Annotated in this window: 20 protein-coding genes and 1 rRNA gene (1 of these 21 only partly in view); 5 read left to right on the top strand and 16 right to left on the bottom strand. The window is 34.0% G+C overall.

The genetic code is table 11. From position 1 onward, the window contains the following. Positions 1 to 115 precede the first annotated feature (115 nt). Together C8C85_RS17135 and C8C85_RS17130 are read left to right on the top strand one after the other, a co-directional pair. On the top strand, positions 116 to 2032 hold the full coding sequence (locus C8C85_RS17135; RefSeq protein ID WP_116798101.1) for a DUF294 nucleotidyltransferase-like domain-containing protein: 1917 nt from the start codon (positions 116 to 118) through the stop codon (positions 2030 to 2032). Then, the gene (locus C8C85_RS17130) at positions 2032 to 2631 is read left to right on the top strand and encodes a 3'-5' exonuclease (protein WP_243412129.1); all 600 of its coding nucleotides are present in this window, start codon (positions 2032 to 2034) and stop codon (positions 2629 to 2631) included. The genes C8C85_RS17135 and C8C85_RS17130 overlap by 1 nt, the downstream gene beginning before the upstream one ends. Before the next feature lie 9 nt (positions 2632 to 2640). Here C8C85_RS17130 and C8C85_RS17125 read toward each other — a convergent pair whose 3' ends face one another. From C8C85_RS17125 to C8C85_RS17090, 8 genes are all read right to left on the bottom strand, one after another. Next, positions 2641 to 3132 (bottom strand): 4'-phosphopantetheinyl transferase superfamily protein, encoded by a 492-nt coding sequence (locus C8C85_RS17125; protein ID WP_116798100.1) that lies wholly within the window; start codon positions 3130 to 3132, stop codon positions 2641 to 2643. After that, positions 3129 to 3383 carry an acyl carrier protein gene (locus C8C85_RS17120; RefSeq protein WP_116798099.1) on the bottom strand — a complete coding sequence of 85 codons (255 nt, stop codon included), beginning with the start codon at positions 3381 to 3383 and terminating at the stop codon, positions 3129 to 3131. Before C8C85_RS17120 ends, C8C85_RS17125 begins: the two co-directional genes overlap by 4 nt. A gap of 50 nt (positions 3384 to 3433) precedes the next feature. After that, positions 3434 to 4702, bottom strand: coding sequence for a beta-ketoacyl-[acyl-carrier-protein] synthase family protein (locus C8C85_RS17115; protein WP_116798098.1), 1269 nt, complete (start codon positions 4700 to 4702; stop codon positions 3434 to 3436). A gap of 12 nt (positions 4703 to 4714) precedes the next feature. After that, positions 4715 to 5143, bottom strand: a complete 429-nt coding sequence (locus C8C85_RS17110; RefSeq protein ID WP_116798097.1) for a 3-hydroxyacyl-ACP dehydratase FabZ family protein — start codon at positions 5141 to 5143, stop codon at positions 4715 to 4717. 44 nt (positions 5144 to 5187) lie between these two features. Further along, complete coding sequence (locus C8C85_RS17105; protein ID WP_116798096.1) at positions 5188 to 6240, bottom strand: type III polyketide synthase; 1053 nt, start codon at positions 6238 to 6240, stop codon at positions 5188 to 5190. Positions 6241 to 6285: 45 nt separating this feature from the next. After that, positions 6286 to 6996, bottom strand: a complete 711-nt coding sequence (locus C8C85_RS17100) for a methyltransferase domain-containing protein (protein WP_116798095.1) — start codon at positions 6994 to 6996, stop codon at positions 6286 to 6288. A 270-nt stretch (positions 6997 to 7266) separates the two neighbouring features. Then, positions 7267 to 7779, bottom strand: coding sequence for a hypothetical protein (locus C8C85_RS17095; protein WP_116798094.1), 513 nt, complete (start codon positions 7777 to 7779; stop codon positions 7267 to 7269). A gap of 347 nt (positions 7780 to 8126) precedes the next feature. Continuing rightward, positions 8127 to 9257, bottom strand: a complete 1131-nt coding sequence (locus tag C8C85_RS17090; RefSeq protein ID WP_116798093.1) for an NAD(P)/FAD-dependent oxidoreductase — start codon at positions 9255 to 9257, stop codon at positions 8127 to 8129. A 226-nt stretch (positions 9258 to 9483) separates the two neighbouring features. Here C8C85_RS17090 and dnaX point away from each other — a divergent pair, with 226 nt between their 5' ends. The 3 genes from dnaX (at position 9484) to C8C85_RS17075 (ending at position 11888) form a co-directional block, all read left to right on the top strand. Beyond that, entirely contained in the window at positions 9484 to 10569 is a 1086-nt protein-coding gene (gene dnaX, locus C8C85_RS17085; RefSeq protein WP_116798092.1) for a DNA polymerase III subunit gamma/tau, read from the top strand. A 230-nt stretch (positions 10570 to 10799) separates the two neighbouring features. Beyond that, a complete protein-coding gene (locus C8C85_RS17080) occupies positions 10800 to 11219 on the top strand; it encodes a DNA polymerase III subunit gamma/tau (RefSeq protein WP_243412128.1) in 420 nt (139 codons plus the stop codon). A 111-nt stretch (positions 11220 to 11330) separates the two neighbouring features. Then, positions 11331 to 11888 carry an acetate uptake transporter gene (locus tag C8C85_RS17075; RefSeq protein ID WP_116798091.1) on the top strand — a complete coding sequence of 186 codons (558 nt, stop codon included), beginning with the start codon at positions 11331 to 11333 and terminating at the stop codon, positions 11886 to 11888. A 98-nt stretch (positions 11889 to 11986) separates the two neighbouring features. On the opposite strand, the gene C8C85_RS17070 is transcribed toward C8C85_RS17075, so the two are convergent. From C8C85_RS17070 to rrf, 8 genes are all read right to left on the bottom strand, one after another. Continuing rightward, positions 11987 to 13030 (bottom strand): o-succinylbenzoate synthase, encoded by a 1044-nt coding sequence (locus C8C85_RS17070; protein WP_116798090.1) that lies wholly within the window; start codon positions 13028 to 13030, stop codon positions 11987 to 11989. Positions 13031 to 13120: 90 nt separating this feature from the next. Next, positions 13121 to 14326, bottom strand: a complete 1206-nt coding sequence (locus C8C85_RS17065; protein WP_116798089.1) for a tetratricopeptide repeat protein — start codon at positions 14324 to 14326, stop codon at positions 13121 to 13123. Between the two features lie 135 nt (positions 14327 to 14461). Next, positions 14462 to 15139: a metal-dependent hydrolase gene (locus C8C85_RS17060; protein ID WP_116798088.1), complete on the bottom strand. Its 678-nt coding sequence runs from the start codon at positions 15137 to 15139 to the stop codon at positions 14462 to 14464. Between the two features lie 43 nt (positions 15140 to 15182). Further along, on the bottom strand, positions 15183 to 16145 hold the full coding sequence (gene menA, locus C8C85_RS17055; RefSeq protein WP_116798087.1) for a 1,4-dihydroxy-2-naphthoate octaprenyltransferase: 963 nt from the start codon (positions 16143 to 16145) through the stop codon (positions 15183 to 15185). Positions 16146 to 16217: 72 nt separating this feature from the next. Next, positions 16218 to 17747 carry a PH domain-containing protein gene (locus tag C8C85_RS17050; RefSeq protein WP_116798086.1) on the bottom strand — a complete coding sequence of 510 codons (1530 nt, stop codon included), beginning with the start codon at positions 17745 to 17747 and terminating at the stop codon, positions 16218 to 16220. Beyond that, positions 17747 to 18262, bottom strand: coding sequence for a PH domain-containing protein (locus tag C8C85_RS17045; protein WP_116798085.1), 516 nt, complete (start codon positions 18260 to 18262; stop codon positions 17747 to 17749). The genes C8C85_RS17050 and C8C85_RS17045 overlap by 1 nt, the downstream gene beginning before the upstream one ends. A gap of 88 nt (positions 18263 to 18350) precedes the next feature. Continuing rightward, entirely contained in the window at positions 18351 to 19181 is an 831-nt protein-coding gene (locus C8C85_RS17040) for a 1,4-dihydroxy-2-naphthoyl-CoA synthase (RefSeq protein ID WP_116798084.1), read from the bottom strand. Between the two features lie 578 nt (positions 19182 to 19759). Further along, positions 19760 to 19860 (bottom strand): 5S ribosomal RNA (gene rrf, locus C8C85_RS17035) (it continues 9 nt past the right edge of the window).

Genomic DNA, 19860 nt, shown 5'->3' with positions numbered 1-19860 from the left:
CATAGTATTTTATGAAAAATTTAACTATACCGCAATTTATCAAAATTAGTTTTTATAGCCTTACTTTTAAAATCTATTTTTATTATTTTTACAAGCATTACTTTACAACAAGACTATGAATACAATTGCAGAAAATATCGCTGACTTTTTGAAAGAATACCCACCATTCGACAACTTGACTTTTCAAGAACTATCAGCCATTGCTACAAGTATTCGGGTTTTGAACCTGGAAAAAAATGAAACTTTATTCCAAATAAATGACAAACTGCATGATTGTTTCTATGTAGTTGCCTCCGGTGTGATTCATTTATCCGTTATCGCTGATGCCGAAGAAACCTTGTTGAATAAGTGCCATGCAGGTGATGTCTTGGGTTTAAGACCATTTTTTGCCAAAAATAATTACATGATGACGGCCAAAGCCCGTGAAGAAAGTATTATTTATGCCATACCAATTATCACTTTTAGGCCTTTTGTAGCCAATAATCCGGATGTATTGAATTTTCTTTTAGAAAGTTTCGCCACGAACACCTGGAATCCAAAAGAAAAAGAAAACCTAAGAGGCAAATTAGCCAATGATAATGTCGTCTATATTGATCAAAAATCTGAAATGCAATATTTTCAGTCATTGACCTATAATAGACTACCACTTACGGCAACTATCAATGACATTGCCAAAGATGTTGCTCTACTAATGACAGAAAACAGTTCTACCAGTGTAGTTATTTGTGACAATCAATTACCCATTGGAATAGTTACCCATACTGATATGTGTTCCAAAATTGCAACAGGGCAGTTTCCTTTGACCGTAACCATGAAAGCTATCATGTCTGCTCCGGTTGTAACCGTTGTAGAAAATGTCTCTTTGGCCGAAGCCCAGCTTTTGATGCTAAAAAACAATGTAACCCATTTGTGCGTCACTTCAGACGGAACAGATAAATCCTCCGTGAAAGGAGTGATTTCAGAACATGATCTGATTATAGCCCAAGCCAATAACCCAGGTGTTTTGATCAAAGAAATCAAAAGATCATCCAATGGAAAGGAACTAAAACATCTACGAGAAAGATTGACTGAATTGATTCAGAATTCAATCCATAAAAATATTCCGCTTTCTAATATAAACAATATTGCGAGCGAAATAAATTCAGCTATATTAAAACGTGCTGTGGAATTGTCTATTTTGGATTTAGGCTCTCCTCCTGCACGCTTTGCATGGCTAAGCACGGGAAGCCAAGGTAGAAAAGAGCAATTATTACTGACTGATCAAGACAGTTTATTAATATTTGAAGATGTAGCTCCCGATAAATATAGAGACGTACGAGATTATTTCTTGAAATTAGCAAAAAGAACAACTGCAACACTGGAAAAAGTTGGTTATGAATTATGTCCAAATGGTCATATGGCAAGCAATATGCTTTGGTGTAAATCATTGACAGACTGGACTAAACAATACGACAGCTGGATGAATACTCCAGGTGAAAATAGTAATGATCTTAGTAGCATCTTTTTTGACCTGGAACTTGTTTTTGGAGAAAAAAAGATATTTGAAGCTATTGAAAATGTGATTCTAAAAGACTTGGATCATAACACATTGTTTTTTGACTTCTTAGGAAATGATGCATTAAGAAAAAATTCTCCTCTTACCTTTTTCAAGAAATTTGTAGTAGAAGAAGACGAACCTAACAAAAATAAATTTGACATAAAAACCAGAGCATTAATGCCTTTAATTGACGGAGCCAGATTATTTGCCTTGCATTTCAACATCAAAGGATTAAATAATACCTACCTGCGTTTCAAACAATTAGCAATTATTGATGCGAAAAATGCAGATATTTACTTAAATTGTGCTGAAGCATTTTTGACTTTATCAAAATTTAGAGTAAATGAAGGTTTAAAAAATGAAAATTCAGGACAATATATAAACCTGAGCGAACTAACAAAATTAGATAAAGAAAAACTAAAGAATGCCTTAGCCCCAATGAAAGAACTGGAAGAATTAATTAAAAGTAATTTCAAACTAACGCAATTTTCATAATGATGCTAGATTGGCTAAAAAATATAAATAAAGAATATCCTGATTTTTGGAAAACTTACCTCGCTAAGTTTGAACACAAATCAAAACGCTATGTGGTGTTTTCTACTGAAACTTCTGGACTTAATCCCGATAAGGATGTTATTTTGTCTATTGGTTCCTTTGCCATCGTGAATAACAAAATTCATATAGGTGACAGTTTTGAATCTATTTTACTGCAATACAAGTATTTTCACGATAATGGTTTATCAAATGAATTCATTTTGGAAAGCAAGATGAAAAAACTAAGTGAACCAGAGGCAATCGAAGCTTTTATAGATTATATTGGAAATGCCGTTTTAATTGGACATCACGTGGATTTTGATGTCGACATGATCAATAGTGCTCTGATGAGACTGGATTGCGGCAGATTAAAAAACGAAGCTTTAGACATTGATGTGATGTATCGTAAACTGATAGATGTCAACGACAAACAGTTTTCACTTGACGAATTATCAGAAATTTTTAAATTACCGAAAAGCTACCGAAAATCTCCTTCTGAAGAGGCATACACTATCGCATTGCTGTTTTTAAAACTGAAGAACAGATTAGGAATCAAATAAATTTTCAAGCTACCAGTCCAATGCAATTATCCTTTGAAAACGTCCATGATGTGTTATGGAAACTGGAGCAATTGCATTTGAAAAAGCATCCAAAATATAAGGGATTCCATTTTCTTTTTTTATATTTTCTAAAGAATCCAAAGGCTTTATTTTACTAAAAAAATCCATTTTGGAAACAGCAATTGAGTAAATATAAAATTCAGTAATATAAGTTTGGGTATAAAAAACAAACCCATCAATAGAAACCGTTCCAGAAATTTCGTCTTCATAATGACATTGCAATCGCCGTGGAAAATAACCGCTTATCCCTGTTTCTCGATTGTAAATTTTATACGCAGCTTCTTTTCTACTCCATAAATTCCAAACCATGGTCTCCGGATTAGAATTATTAAGAATCAAGCATTGTTCTTGCTGAGAAAAAATTTTATCCAAAAATCCTTTCCGCTTACAATTGCTTTCTTTTCGGGCTAAATCAAGATCAACTATATCATTACCAATCATTGTTTTAATAATTCGGTCTCTATAACACCAATAGCTGCTTTTACATTGACCATTTTCTCCATCGATTCATTATCAATTATAATATCGAATTTTTCTTCAATATCTAATATCACATCAACCAAATTAGCCGAATTGATTCTCAAATCATTCACAAAATCAGTTTCTTCTGTAAGAGAATCAAATGCTTCCTGATTTTGAACATAAGGCTTTACTATATTCTTTAACTGTTCTATTGTCGCTTCTCTACTCATAAAGTTTATATTTTGTTAAACCAATTACTAAAACTTATCATTTACTAAGATTAATATTTTTTAAAAACAACACATCCATTCACATCTCCAAATCCAAAACTGGCTTTCATGACAATATTTAAATTTTTTTCAATCAGTTGCAATGGAATTCTTGACGAATCAATGATTTCGGTAATTTCTGGGTGCAAATCTTCACAATTGCGATTCGGAAAAATAAAACCTTGATGCAATTGCAAAATACTGGCCACGCTTTCTATACTCCCCGCAGCCGATAAACAGTGTCCCACAGTTGATTTCAATGAATTAATATAAGGAAAATCCACTCCTCGTCTACCTAAAGCCATGCTCCAATTCGAAATTTCCAAACTATCCTTACTCGTAGCAGTAAGATGGCCATTAATCAAATCAACATCTTTACCTGTAATTCCCGCATTCTTAATCGCATTTTGAATGCATTTTTGAACAGCCATAGGATTTGGAGCCGTTAAGGTACCCAAACCTCTTTGTCCTCCAGAATTTAAATTTCCTCCTAGCACTTCTGCATATATCCTAGCGCCTCTTGCCATAGCCGCCTCCAAATCTTCCAAAACTAAAGCACCGGCCCCGCTAGCAGGCACAAACCCTGATGCACTCGTCGACATAGGTCTTGAACCTGTTTCAGGAGAATCGTTATGTCTAAATGTACAAACCCTCATAGCATCAAATCCTCCCCAAATGTAAGGACCGGAATCACTGGTGCTTCCAGCCAGAATACGCTTGGCTTGACCTGATTTTATACGATCATACGCCATAATAATACTTTCGGTTCCAGTCGTACAAGCTGAAGAATTGGTCGTAACTTGATTGCCCAAACCCAATTTTCCCGCTAAATAAGCACTTATCCCACTATTCATTGTTTGGATCACAGTGGTACTTCCCAAACTCCTGCATTTTAAATCATCAATTTTATAAATACTTTCTCTGAATTTTTCAATACCAGAGGTTCCCGATCCAAAAATAGTCCCACTGTCCCAATCGGGCTCTTCCTGCACCTTCATTGACAAGCCGGCGTCTTTCCATGCATCAATTCCCGCTATAACACCATATAAAATCCCTGTCGCATTAAAATTCTTAAGTTCTAGTTCAGAAAAATATTGCAACGCCAATTCAGAAGAAACATCTGGCATTCCAGCAATTTGGCACGAAAATTTTAATCTTTCCAATTCCTCAAAATGTTTTATTCCGGAAATTCCGTTCTTAATCGCATGTTGAAACGTGTCAAGACCTACCCCATTTGGAGCGACTACGCCAAGACCTGTTATAACAACTCGATTTTTCATTTTTAATTAATTTTAAACTATCATACCTGCAATTATTCCACTGCAAACAATTTCTTCTTTTGCATTTTTCATACTGACTTTGCATTTTAATTTTCCAAATCTAAAATAGATTTTTTGAGAAATTACAGTTACTTTTTCATTTGGAAAAACAGGTTTTAAAAAATCAATACTAGTTGATGTTAAGGCGATTACCGACATTGAATTTAGTTTTTCATTTAATAAAAATATCCCCAAACAAACCACCCCAATCTGAGCCATAACCTCCGTTAAAATCACTCCGGGAGTAACTGGATTTCCTTTAAAATGACCTTTGTAAAAATCCAGATTTTCATCAAAAGTATATTCTCCCTCCACGCCATCTTCATTAATTCTTACTATTTCATCCACAAACAAGAAAGGTTTGGAATAGGGCAATTTTGAAATTATATCTTTTTTTTCCATTGATTTTACTTAAAACAAACAATACACAGAATCTCACTAGTATTCTAAAACTGCAGCAATACTTTTTGAGCCGAAAATCCGGGTCCAAAACTCAACATCAAGCCCTTAGAGCCTTTTTCGGGTTTTTTATCCATAAATCGCTCTAAAACATACAACACGGTTGCGCTTGACATATTCCCGTAAAGCTTCAAAACAGCTTTGGTATCGTCTATATTTTTTCCATGGTCGAAAAAGAGATCCTCAACAATCTGAACGATTTTTTTTCCTCCCGGATGAAAAATTAAATGATCAATATCTGATATTTTCAAATTATTCTTTTTCAGGAAAGGATGAATAATATCGCCAAAATGAGAACTTATCGTCTCCGGAACATCAATATCCAAAACCATTTGCAATCCTGAATTGGTAAGCTTAAATCCCATCATATGAATATTGTCAAAAAAATGATACATTTCTTCTGCCAAAATCTCTGGCCCTTCCTCTTCTTCAACTGATGAAAGCAAAACACAGGCCGCTCCATCACCAAAAATTGCAGCGCTCACAATGTTCGCCATCGAAAAATCATTTAATTGAAACGTAGCTGTCGGACTTTCAATCGCAATAACCGCCGCTTTTTTACCTGGATTAGCCTGAAGAAAATTCTTTGCATATATAATTCCCGAAATTCCCGCCGCACAACCCATTTCGGTCACCGGCAATCTCACTATATCCTGCCTTAATTTCAAACTGTTAATCAAATAAGCGTCCAACGAAGGAATCATTATTCCAGTGCAGCTCACAGTTATGATATAATCCAAATCCTCAGGGAGCCATCGGGCTTTCTTCAATGCTTTGCTCAGGACTTTTTCACCCAAATCAATCACTTCCCTGATATAGATATCATTTTTATCTTCAAATGAGGTGTTTTCAAAAACCTCTAACGGATCCATTATCGAATAACGCTTATCTACTCCTGCACCTTCAAAAATTTTTTTAACTTTTCGAATAAAACGCTCTTCTTGACCTTCTAACCAAATATCCAAAAAAGGAAGAATCTCCTCTGTAGTTCTTGAAAACTTTGGCAATTGCTTGGCAACACATTTTATTTTTACACTCATTATTTTCTTTTGGGGTTTATCTAAATTTCAAAAATCAACATCGTTTTATTTCTCCACAATCCATTGGTAGCGAAAAGCCCATTTCCACTGAATACTGTATTTTTTAAATCTCAAATTTTCCGAAAATGCAATCAGCTCGTCTTTTTTAAAACCTCTCAATATAGAGGTCAAGCCATCTTCCCGTGACATTTTATTCATTCGAAAAACAAAACAAAATCCCTGAAATAATCGATACGCAACTGAATTGCGATGTAAATCATTCACAACAAAACCTAGTTTGGAATTTCTATTGAATATCGTTAATAATTCAATGATTTCATCATTACTAAAATGATGTAAAGTCAAGGTGCAAAGTAATATATCAAACTTTAACTCATTAAAAGATTGACTAAAAACATCCTCACATCGGTATTTAATATTGGGGTAATTTCTAGACAAATCGATAGCGTAATTCACGGTAAATGGATTTGCATCAACCCCTATCAATTCCAGATTTAGATTATTCTGAAAACCAAAATCGGCTAATTTTCGCAACATATCCCCATTACCGCAACCAACATCTACAATTGTGACCGGGCTTGAATTGGATTCATTTTTTAATAATTTCGCAACACCTTTCAAAGTCAATCGGTTCCCTCCTAAAAGTTGGTTTATTTGCGCTATTTTATCCAATGCTAATTTCAAAGCATCTCCCTCCAAAGTAAAATCATCCATTATTTCAGGATTACCGGTCCGATGTTCTGTGTTTACAAGCATTAATTTTTAATTATTTCAAAATTAAATTCAATTGCTTTTTTTGCCATAAGCGCTCTAATCGCTTGTAAGTTATGAAAAAAAAATTCGGCCAAGCACAAAAATCATTAAAAACTACAATTGTGCAAAATGAATGCTTCTCATTGTAACTCTATTATTTCAGTTACATGACGATCTTAATTTTAGACATATCAAAATTCTTCCGAAATACCGAATCGTATATGATTTCTTTCTTAATTAGTATTTTTTGAGGTGATTTTTTGCGCTTTTTATTTAAAATAACACTGCAAATCCACCAGTGAATTTATTGAAGGTATCCACGCCTATTTCAACACCAAAATCTTTATTAATTTCATACATTGCTCCAACGCCAACAAGAGGTTTATACAATACTTTATCAATTTTATTGTATATTAACTGACCATTATCGAATGTTATTTTTTTGTTATAAACAGACAATCCTGCTTTGTATTTGATTAACACTTTTCTAATGAATCCGGTACCGCCTACACCATAAATTGAGCACCATTCCTCATTTAATGATTTGGTAGCATATTGCATCTCTGATTCACTTATATGTCCGTATGCGATGGTACCATCGGATTTTTTCTGATTTAGTGCTCCGCTAAATCCTCCGCCAATATAGGAAGATTCTGTGCCTCGTATATTGAACGTCATTTCACTTCCAGCTATTTGTGACGTTCCGTAATAGAAATGTACTGTAGTTGTAGAAGTTTGCGCATAGCACATACCCGATACTAATAGTAAATAAATTGATGTTTTCATTTTATTTTGATTTTTTGGTTGTTACGTTTTCCACAGCAATTACATATGAATCTATGAATAGCTTTAGTTGTAGGCAGTGTTAACAATATTTAAAAATGATTTAGGGGCATCATCTTTGCGCAATAGTGAGAATTTGAAACAAACCTCATTTGCATTTTTACAAAAAATTAAAATATTCAGATTTATCAATTTGGGGAATGATACTTAAAAGCTCCATAACTTGTTTTATACATAACAGAGTATGATTTTTACTTAAAATCTTATCCGTTAAACACCAAGTATTCTTTCAAGAATATTTTTACAAAATTATTTTTAGAACATACATTGCAATTGCTTTTTTATTCAAATCATTTCACGGCAATTACTTTCCCGTGGGTCTGCTTTATAATAAATGGCATTAAAGACGGGAATTCAATCATTATTTTCATCAAAAAAGCCGAGACTTTTTGTTTTTGCAGTATAAAAGCCAAAACACGACCAATTCCCAATCTTTTTTTAAAATTAGCATTCCATTCCGCAATGTACTTTTTCTCCAATTCCTCTCGCGATTTTATCTTGCCTGTATGAAAATCACCAATCAACTCAGAAACTATTTTGGCACCATGAATCGCCATCGCCATACCATTACCACATAAGGGATGGATTAAACCCGCAGTATCCCCAATCATCAAAATATGATTTTCTACGCTTGCTTTTTTATCAAATGACACTTGACTGATCGTCAATGGAGTCTCAAAAAGCATTTTACTCGTATCAAAAATCTGTTTCAAATGAGGATTATTATTTACTATTTGACTCTGAAACTCCTCAATGCTTTTGTATTTCTTGAATGACTCGTAACTTGCCAAATAACAAATATTAATAGCATTATTTTCGACTTTTGAAACACCGCAATACCCTCCTTCAAAATTATGTAAACCCACCAAATCATTAGGAAATTCACCTGAATAATGGGCTTTCACAGCTAACCAATGTGATTTTTCTTGAATAAACCCTCTTTTTAATTTCTGATCAATATTAGATCTTTTTCCAAAGGCTCCAATAACAATTTCAGAAGTAATGATTCGACTCTTTAAAGTCGAAACAGTAAAAAAGCCGTTTTTATAAACGATATCATCTACATTGTCCTGAACAATTTCACACCCATTTTCGATAGCTTTTTTACATAAAAACGCATCCAATGCAAACCTACTGACACCAAATCCACCAAGTGGTAAATCACAATTGATTAATTTTCCATTTGGGGTTGAAAAATCCAATTTTGAGATATGAGTAGGATTTAATTCTGAAATATCCAGCGAAAGCCAATTCAGATAAGGCAAAACTTCATTTGAAATGTATTCGCCGCAAACTTTATGCTTTGGATATTCATTTTTTTCTATAACAATAACTTGTAAACCAATTTTTGACAAATGTATTGCTGCCGTCAGCCCTGCCAATCCTCCTCCAACAATTGTAACCAACTTATTAGTAATCATATAGAAGTAAATTTATAAAGAATGTTAATAAAATGTTCTGATTGTCTTTGAAAAGCCTAAATACTCGTTATAATAATTAAAAATGTAAGTGAAATACACAAATGTAGTTCGAAAATCGTACTCGAATGGCATTTTGACAAGAAAACTATAAGCTTAAAAAATTAAAATTTTGGTTCTTGCTTTTTGATTTTTCAAGTCCTATATTTGCTTTCGAATAAAAAAACCTATGGAACAATTTGTAGTATCGGCACGTAAATACCGTCCCCAAACATTTAAAGATGTGGTGGGACAAAAAGCGATTACCAATACATTACTTAATGCCATAGAAAACAACCATTTAGCTTCCGCTCTATTATTCACTGGACCTCGTGGTGTTGGAAAAACAACTTGCGCTCGTATTTTGGCTCGAAAAATAAATCAGCCAGGCTATGATGATCCCAACGAAGATTTTGCTTTTAATGTCTTCGAATTAGATGCTGCTTCCAACAATTCAGTTGATGATATCCGAAATTTAATAGATCAAGTTCGTATTCCTCCACAAACCGGACAATACAAAGTGTATATCATTGATGAGGTTCATATGTTATCTTCTGCTGCTTTTAATGCTTTTTTAAAAACATTGGAAGAACCGCCAAAACACGCCATTTTTATCTTGGCAACAACAGAAAAACATAAAATTATCCCAACGATATTATCGCGTTGTCAGATATTTGACTTTAAAAGAATCACCGTAAAAGATGCTAAAGAACATCTTGCTGATGTTGCAACCAGTCAAGGTGTCGCTTTTGAAGATGATGCACTACATATTATTGCTCAAAAAGCGGATGGCGCTATGCGTGATGCTTTGTCTATTTTTGACAGAGTAGTTTCTTTTTGCGGAAATAACTTAACCCGTCAGGCCGTTACCGAGAATCTAAACGTCTTAGATTACGAAACCTATATTAACGTTACCGATTTAATTCTGGAAAACAAAATCCCAGATTTATTGATGGCGTTTAACGATATTCTTGCTAAAGGTTTTGACAGTCATCATTTTGTTTCAGGATTAGCCACACATTTCAGAGATTTATTGGTAAGCAAAACACCTGCAACACTTGTACTACTTGAGGTTGGAGAACAAGCTCAAAAAATGTACGGAATTCAGGCTCAAAAATGTAGTCAGTACTTTTTGTTGAAAGGAATCGATATTGCCAACGATTGTGATTTAAAATATAAAGCCAGTCAAAATCAACGACTTCTTGTCGAACTTTGCTTGATGCAACTAGCCTCTATCACTTATGATGGAGAAAAAAAAAAGTTGAGCAATTTATAATTCCGCCTACTTATTTTAGAAAAGCTGCAGATTACTCTATAGTTGAAGCTGTTAAAAAAGAAAGCAATGTCAATGGCAATTCCAATGAAAATGAAAAGATTGAAACTGTAAAACCAATTGCAGTTGCTGAAGAAAAACCTCAGATTCCAAATCCTGCAGTTTCAACACCTTCAAACAACGAAGTTAAGTTTTCAGCTTTATCACTTTCCAGTATTCGAGCCAAAAAATCTTTGGAAGAAAACTTAAAAGGATTTGTAAAGGAAGAAAACACCAATTTACCTTCTGAGGCTTTTACAGAAACCGAAATGCTTTTGCAATGGACTAAATATGCTCAGCGTTTAGGAGAAAAAGGATTCAAAATAATGGAATCCTTATTATTGATCAATGATCCAAAATTAGACGGTACCAGCATCACTTTTGAACTTCCGAATGAGGGATCAAAATTAGATTTTGAAAAGGAAATGATTGGTCTTTTAGGACATTTGCGTGGTCATTTACACAATCACGACATTACCATCGAAGTGAATGTAAATGAAAGCATCGAAATAAGAAGAAGCTTTACTGACCAGGATCGTTACAACAGACTTCTGGAAATCAATCCAAATATTGAATTATTGAGAACCACTTTTGGCTTGGATTTAGATGCCTAAAAAATCAATTCTACAAAAATAGGAAATCCTACAATAAATGTTATTTTTACACCAATAAGCATTCAACCATCATGCTATAATTAACCTTTATTAACTACTAACAAACCAAAAATGGAGAACAAAACAGCTAATCCAGCACCTTTAGGCCTTTTGGGCTTTGGAATGACCACAATTTTATTAAATATCCACAATTTGGGATTTTTCCCGGTAAGTGCCGTTATCATATCAATGGGCATTTTTTATGGAGGATTGGCACAGATAATTGCCGGAATACTATCATATAAAAACGGAAAAACATTTGCAGGAACTGCTTTTACTTCCTATGGTTTTTTCTGGATTTCTTTGGTCGGAATTTGGCTTTTACCAAATACTGGATTTGAAATGGCTGGAACAACTCCTGCACCATTTTTCGGTTGTTATTTAACTCTTTGGGGGATTTTTACTGCTTTTATGTGGTGGGGAACTTGGGGTGGCAGCAAAGTACAGCAATTTGTCTTTTTATCATTAACCATTTTGTTTTTCGTTTTGGCTATAGAAAAATTTACCGGAATTGAAGCTTTATCTCCTGTTGCTGGTATGATTGGTGTAATTTGTGGTAGCAGTGCTTTTTATTTAGCAGTAGCCGAACTTTTGGAAGAAACAAAAAACAAAAGAGTACTACCTTACTAATATCAGAATTCTAATTATACTAAAAGTAAAAGGCACAAAACAATATCTGTTTTGTGCTTTTTACTTTTAATACGTTTTATTTTTTTTTGTTTAAAGACCTAAAAAGCATCAATTTCCAAATTCCAATCCAATTCACTACTATACCATAATTGTCCTTGAGAAACCAGTAATGGACAATCAAAATTATTGGTATATAATGCCCCTGTTCCTAATCCTTGTGGCATTGAATTATTCAATGTAAATGTCCATTGAGCGATAGCATTCAATCCAATATTACTTTCCAAAGCCGAAGTAATCCACCATCCGATATTGTGTTTTTCAGCCAAGGAAATCCATTCTTGAGTACCCTGAAATCCACCCACAAAACTAGGCTTCAAAATGATGTATTGCGGTTTTATTTTGAGTAACAATTCTTCTTTTTTAACAGCTGTAAACACTCCTATCAGTTCTTCATCTAATGCAATAGGAAAAGGTGTCGTTTTACACAACTCTGCCATACTGTCAGTGTTGTTTTTTTGAATCGGCTGCTCAATACTATGTAGTTTAAATTCAGATAATTGACTTAATTTAAATAAAGCATCATTTAAAGCAAAAGCACCGTTTGCATCAACTCGTATTTCGACTTGTTCCGCAGTGAAATGTTGTCTAATAAAACGCAATAATTGCAGTTCTTTATCAAAATCTATGGCACCAATTTTGAGTTTAATGCATCGGAAACCATCGGCTAATTTCTCTTCGATTTGTTGCTTCATAAAAGCCTCTTTTCCCATCCAAACCAACCCATTTATTTCGATTGATTTTGCACCATTTGTGAAGCTTGAAGGAAAAAGTAAAAAAGGAGTTTCACTAGCCAAAGACAGGAACGCCATTTCGACTCCAAACTGTATTGAAGGAAACTCTAATAAAGCATCCCAAAGTTTATCTTTCCCGAGATGAATATTGACGCAAGTCCATTTCAATTTTTCCTCATAATCGGGACGGTCATCAATACTCAGCCCTCTTAGTATTCCACACTCACCTATCCCCTTTTTACCATTTTGCTCCAAAACAATAAACCAAGTCTCTTTTTCGGTCATTACACCACGGGAAGTTCCTGATGGACGTTTGAAGTTTAGAATGTATTTATGATAAGACGCTATCATATTTTAGATTTTAGATTTAATGAATACTAAAAATTAAATTATCGCAAACAAAATACTGCTCACTCCAAACTGAATACTGCCAACTATCGCTTACTCTTTCATCAATTTCTGCACTTTCTCAAAATCCTCGTTCTGAATTCCTGCTTTTTTGAAAGCCAGAATATCTTGTTCTGTTTTTTGAGTCCAACTCAAGCTATCGGTTACGTTTTGATTTTGGTATTTCTTGTAGATTTTTTTGGCTTCTTTGTAATTATCATTTAGCAAATAGGCGTGGGCTAAATTCAATTGAATCAACAACTCAGTATCATCAAGTTTTTCACCATCTTTGAGGTATTTTAAAGCCTTTCCGTATTGTTTGGTCAAAAGATAACTGCTCCCAATTGCATTATAATCCAGAACTGTAGCTTTACCATCATTTATAATTACCCCTAATTTCTCAATTGCATCACCATATTTGCCCTTTTTTATCAAAAGTGATGCTTCTTTACGCAAGTCGGCATAAACCGCACTAGAGGTGCTCGTTTCGCCAAAACAATTATCTCCAGCATCTTTAAAAACTTTGGAACGTTCTACCGGTAATAATTTTTGAAACTCTTGGTATTTGTACTTAGTTTGAATTTTGTCTAATACGCATACGCAAAAGTTATCCGAATTAACCATTTTTTGAGCCAAATTGGAGGTTTTACATTGATCAATAATGGATTTTCGGTTATCCAAACTCCATCCTCGGCTTAATTTTTTATCTACCCAAGGCACGACTTCCAGAATAATTTTTTGCTTCATAATCCAGTTCTTGCTTTCAAAACCAAACCATAAAACGGTAGAATTTCCGTTAAGACAACTTGATTTATCAACAGAAAGACGTTTGGCATCTTTACTGACAGGTTCGTCCTGAATCAAACAGGATTCGAGAGTTTTTCCCGAATCTTTATATTCTGCAGCTAATTTATCATCAGAAAAAATAGCATAAGTACATTTATCGTCACCAGAAATTTTTGACAAGACAAAAACGGCTCCAGCAGAACCCTGACTGATTCCAGTTGGATCGGGAATTGATTTTAAGACAGAAACCAAACTGCTTGCCAGTTGCTGATTTTCGTCCAAAAGTGTGATTCTATATACGATTTCGGTAGTACCGAGCGGTAAATCTTCGGTTTTGATAATAATTCGATCTCTTGCCGAAACGTTTATTTCTTTGGTTGTGGATCTGTCTTTATCCCAATAACCATCTTGTTGCGAGAAGGCGTTGATGGAGAATTGAAGTGCAATAAATAATAGAAAATATTTTTTCTTCATTATGAAAATATTGATCTTTCTTTAAAATAAAAGATATTAAATAAAGGAATGCCCTAGCCCTGATAGAAGGAAAAATCCTTGTGAGCCGGGGTTCGGCTCACAAGATTGTAGCGAATAGCAGGAAATAGCTCCTAATTATAATTCGATAAAACTGCCTATTTCAAGCAACATCAAATCTTTTCCTTTATCAAAAAATTTCTTGATGGCTTCCTCGTGATTGATTTCGATATATCCGAATGTATCGTAATGATAACCTAGAATTTTATCGCATTCGATAAAATCGGAAGCAATTATGGCATCATCGACATCCATTGTAAAATTGTCTCCAATAGGCAAAATCGCCAAATCGAGTTTGGTTCGCATCGGAATGAGCTTCATATCCATTGTAAGTGCAGTATCGCCAGCAATGTAGATGTTTTTATGTTCACCCTCGATTACAAAACCACCAGGATTCCCACCATAGCTTCCGTCCGGAAAAGAACTAGAGTGAATGGCGTTTACATATTTTAATTTCCCAAAATCAAAATTCCAGCTTCCACCGTGATTCATAGGATGTGATTGAAAACCTTTTTTTCCATAATATCCAGCTATTTCAGCGTTGGAGACAATCACTGCATTGGTACGTTTTGCAATTGCTTCAACATCCAGAATATGATCTCCGTGTGCGTGAGTCAATAAGATAAAATCTACTTTTAGCGTATTAATATCAATATGTGCGGCTTTTGGATTTGCCGAAATATAAGGATCCACAAGGATGTGCTTACCACCAACTTCAATTCCTAAAGAGGCGTGACCGTAGAATGTTATTTTCATTTTATTTTAGATTTAAAATTAAAATATTGCAAAAATTATAAAATTACCTTCCTCCCAAGAAAACATTCACAATGATGTCTGAAATTAAAGAAATCATACATAAAGATAATAATATCGAAAGCAAAAAGGTACTCAATGCCACTTTCTTTAATTCTGGATCAAGTAGTTTTGGATCTTGGTTTTTAGAAACCGTGATTAAATGTTTGGTCAACGGAATATATGCTAGTAAAAACAAATATTGATCAAAACGGAAATCTTCCAAAATAGCAAAAACAACTACTGAAACCATTGCGGTAACGATTAGAAAATAATGATATTTTTTGGCTGCATCGGCACCCATTTTGACCACCATAGTATTCTTTCCAGATTTGGCATCCGAAGCTTGATCACGCATATTGTTTAAATTCAGAACTCCTACACTTAATAATCCAATTGCCATAGCTGGCAAAATAAGTACCAAATCTAATTGTTTTGAATACAAGAAATTAACTCCCAAAGTACTTACTAAACCGAAAAATACAAAAACAAAAATGTCTCCATATCCACGATATCCATAAGCCGAAGCTCCCACTGTATAACGAATCGCTGAAGCAATCGCCAAAATTCCCAATACTAAATAAAATAAGGAATAAACAAGATTGGTTTCACCAAAAGCAACATAAATCAAGAATATTGCAGAAGCCAAAGTTAGTACAGAAGTAATCACAAGTGCTTTTTTCATCGCTTGTGGCGTTATCACACCGCTTTGGATTGCACGTTTTGGCCCTACTCTATCTTCATTATCGGTTCCTTTAACTCCATCGCCGTAATCATTGGCAAAATTAGAAAGTACCTGTAACCCTAAAGTTGTCAATAAGGCAAAAGCAAAAATTTCCCAATTAAAAACTTCTGTTGGTGTAAGTACATTCTCGGTAGGGTTTGCCAATGCATACATACTTCCTACTATAATTCCAGAAACTGATAATGGTAATGTTCTTAATCTTGCTGCTTCAATCCAGTGTTTCATATTTTTTGTTTAAAGTTTAAAGTCTCCTATTTTCAAGCTTCAAACATGAAACCTGAAACTTGAAACTATTTTTTACATCCAATTACTATCGGAAGTTTCCATTTCGTACAACCAAAGATTAACGTATTGTTTTATAGCTGTAAAATTACCCAATTGAAAACTAATATTCCCTCCAGCAGTATGCAAAGTTAATGATCCAATATTGATATTTTTATGCCAAAATAGTTGAGAAGTTGTAATCGCCTGAATTTTACTGGGTAAAATAATTTTGTTCGTAACATCCCAAGCACCACTCTGCAAGATTATGAAGTCATTGTTTATGTAGAGTCGGTTGTTTTTGAATATATAAAATTGAATAATTCCAACAAAAATAACATACAACAATACTAAATAATCACTCATGGGCAATTGTTCCATTATGAAATCTCTAATAAAATAGAACCCTAATAATGGCAATCCAATTGTTAGAAAAACAGAAAAACCGAGTTTTCTAAAATTAGGCTTTAACATTACTCCCTTTTCAGGAATTTTTTTAAATAACAGTTTCAGAATTCCCTCTTTTTCTAATTCGTTACAACCTGGAATTTCGATAAGCTGTTTATTGCCTTCTTTTTCTCCACCAGTTGCCTGTTTTATTTTTAGCTGTAAAACATTCATTTTCTTTTGGAAAAAATTCTGTGTAACACTTGTAATTTGAACTTTCTCTGGCTTTATAATAGTACTTTTAGTATTCAACAAACCATAAGACAGTAACAAAGAGCCTTTTTGTCTTGCAATTTTATAATCAAAGTAAGTAAAAATAGTTCTTACCAAATTAATGACAATTACCGTCAAAAAGAAAACGATAAATAATGCTAAAAATGCTGTCGCAATCTGGCTTCTGTCTACGTAATCCTCAATATTTTGATCATTTAAAACATCTTTTCCTGTAATTTGTTTAATATGATCATAGAGCGAAATAAAAAAAGCCAACAAAACAAAAAAACTTTTTACATAATTTGAGGTAATTCCAATTTTCAATAAACTCAAAAAACTGATCTTTATAAACGGAATTTCAACATCGCTTCTTTTCTCAATTGAAATTTCATCTGAAGCGGTGATGTCATCATGAAAAACCAAAGCCTTTTTACTCTCATTTTCCAATAACCGAGCTTTTAGGTCCAACGCCAAAGCGTGCGAAATTGCCTTGATACTTCCCTCTTTTTTATTAGAACCTGCTGTATCGACAACCAATTCATAGACACCTACTAATCTTTGGATTAAAGACTGATTGACATTTACTTGCTGAATTTTATAAAGCTGGATAGTTGTTATAGTTTTATTTAAAATACCCTCAGTTATAATAAACTCATTATTTTCGTGATCGATATAAAATGTGAAGTTCAAGTATCTTAAATAGGATATAATTCCCATAATAGAAAAAAAAGCCAAAACAATCAATACACCTATTAATACATTTAATTTATCAAACTCATTAAATTTAAGGATACAAATTACCAATAAAGGCCAAAATGCTTTTGCATAACCCTGAATAGAATAAATGAACATTACAAAAATCCCCACAATGGACTGTCGCTGAGGCTTACCGAAATCCTCCTCCATCACAATTGTTTTTGAATTTTACCCATCAAAAGCTGTTTGATATTTTCGGCCTGTTCTTTAGCAATTCCAGGAATTTCAATATCACTGGAGCTACCACCAGCAGTAAAAATTTCTATTTTTGCCAAACCAAAAAATCGGGATAATAACCCTTCATGTAAAGCTACATGTTGCACTCTGTTATATGGAATTACAAGAGTATTCGTCGCAATTATTCCATGTCTGAACAACACATCATGATTACGAAATGCAAAACCTTTTTTCTTGAAACCCAATCTGCAAAAGAAAAGCACAATGAGCAACAAAACAACATAAGCTATACTCAATTCCGTAATAAACACAGCTAATTCCTCATTAAAATATAATGCAAGTCCTAAACCAATTCCAGTAATCAAAAAGAAAACCGATAGGCTTATCAAAATAACTTTCCAATAATTGGGATGCAAAACAGAGAATTCAACTTCCTCATATTTTGGAAGTTGCGTAGTATCGATAGTTTCGTTTGTAAAATCTTCCATTTATAACTTTTGTTTCAGATTTCAAGTTTCAGGTTTCAGCACAAATGTGAAACTTAAAACCTGAAACTTTTAAACCTTTAAACTTTTCTTATGGCAGCCATTTTTTTTCAAAATTCGGTTTACGTTTTTCTAAGAATGCATTTCTACCTTCTTTGGCCTCTTCGGTCATATATGCCAATCTTGTTGCTTCTCCCGCAAACACTTGTTGTCCCACCATACCATCATCTGTAAGATTCATAGCAAATTTTAACATTTTGATAGCCATAGGAGATTTACCTAAAACTTCTTGAGCCCATTGGTAAGCAGTGTCTTCTAACTCCGCGTGCGGAATAACGGCATTAACCATACCCATTTCAAAAGCTTCTTGAGCCGAATAATTACGTCCCAAAAAGAAAATCTCACGTGCTTTTTTCTGCCCGACCATTTTGGCAAGATAAGCTGAACCGTATCCTCCATCAAAACTGGTTACATCGGCATCAGTTTGTTTAAAAATAGCATGTTCTTTACTAGCCAAAGTCATATCGCAAACCACATGCAAACTGTGTCCACCGCCAACTGCCCAACCCGGAACAACAGCTATAACCACTTTTGGCATAAAGCGTATTAATCGTTGCACCTCAAGAATATTCAAACGATGCTGTCCATCATCCCCAACATAACCTTGATGTCCACGGGCATTTTGATCTCCTCCACTGCAAAAAGAATACACACCATCCTTAGAAGATGGCCCTTCTGCAGAAAGCAAAACCACTCCTATAGATGTGTCTTCTTGCGCATCATAAAAAGCTTGGTATAATTCAGATGTTGTTTTTGGTCTAAACGCATTGCGCACATTAGGTCTGTTAAATGCGATTCTAGCAACACCATTACATTTTTTATAGGTTATATCTTCAAATTCTTTGGCGGTAATCCAATCCATTCTATTAACTTTTAAATTATTTTACTGTAAAAATAAACCATTTTTTTACATTTTTAAAGCATAAAATATTTTAAAACTACATTACAGCCAATAAATAAAATTCAAAATAAGCATATTTATCTATTGATGCAAGAAATTAGGGCGAGACCCCATTTTTGGAAAGAGCCAAATCTACTTTGCACTTATACGGCACTTTCTAAAAATACGGTCGGGCTATTCGCGCTACTTCGGTAGCTTGCTTCTATCCCTCTCGCACACATAACATCTTTAATAACAACAGTAGCTTATGTTTTCATAAATCATTGCAATTTTACGCCTATAAAAAATGTTAATTTAACCGAAATACCTACACAAAATAAAAAATTAAGACAATATAAGACACTATATATTATAACTTTTCTAAATTCTATTAACTATTCGCTGAAAATTCAGTTCATCCAATCATTGTTTTAATTCTCACGCTTCTTTTACGTCTTCATCTCTTTAGAATAAGATTGAAAAAACATCAAAAAATCTGTTCATTTAAAACTGTTGTAAAACAAAAAACCCTTCATCAAATTGATGAAGGGTTTTGTAAAAAAAGGCAGCGACATACTCTCCCACATAACTGCAGTACCATCTGCGCAGGCGGGCTTAACTACTCTGTTCGGGATGGGAAGAGGTGAGCCCCGCCGCAATA

This window comes from Flavobacterium sp. 103, from assembly GCF_003096795.1.
Taxonomy (GTDB): domain Bacteria; phylum Bacteroidota; class Bacteroidia; order Flavobacteriales; family Flavobacteriaceae; genus Flavobacterium.
Note: the sequence above shows the minus strand (reverse complement) of the source record. Positions and strands in the feature narration are given on the sequence as shown.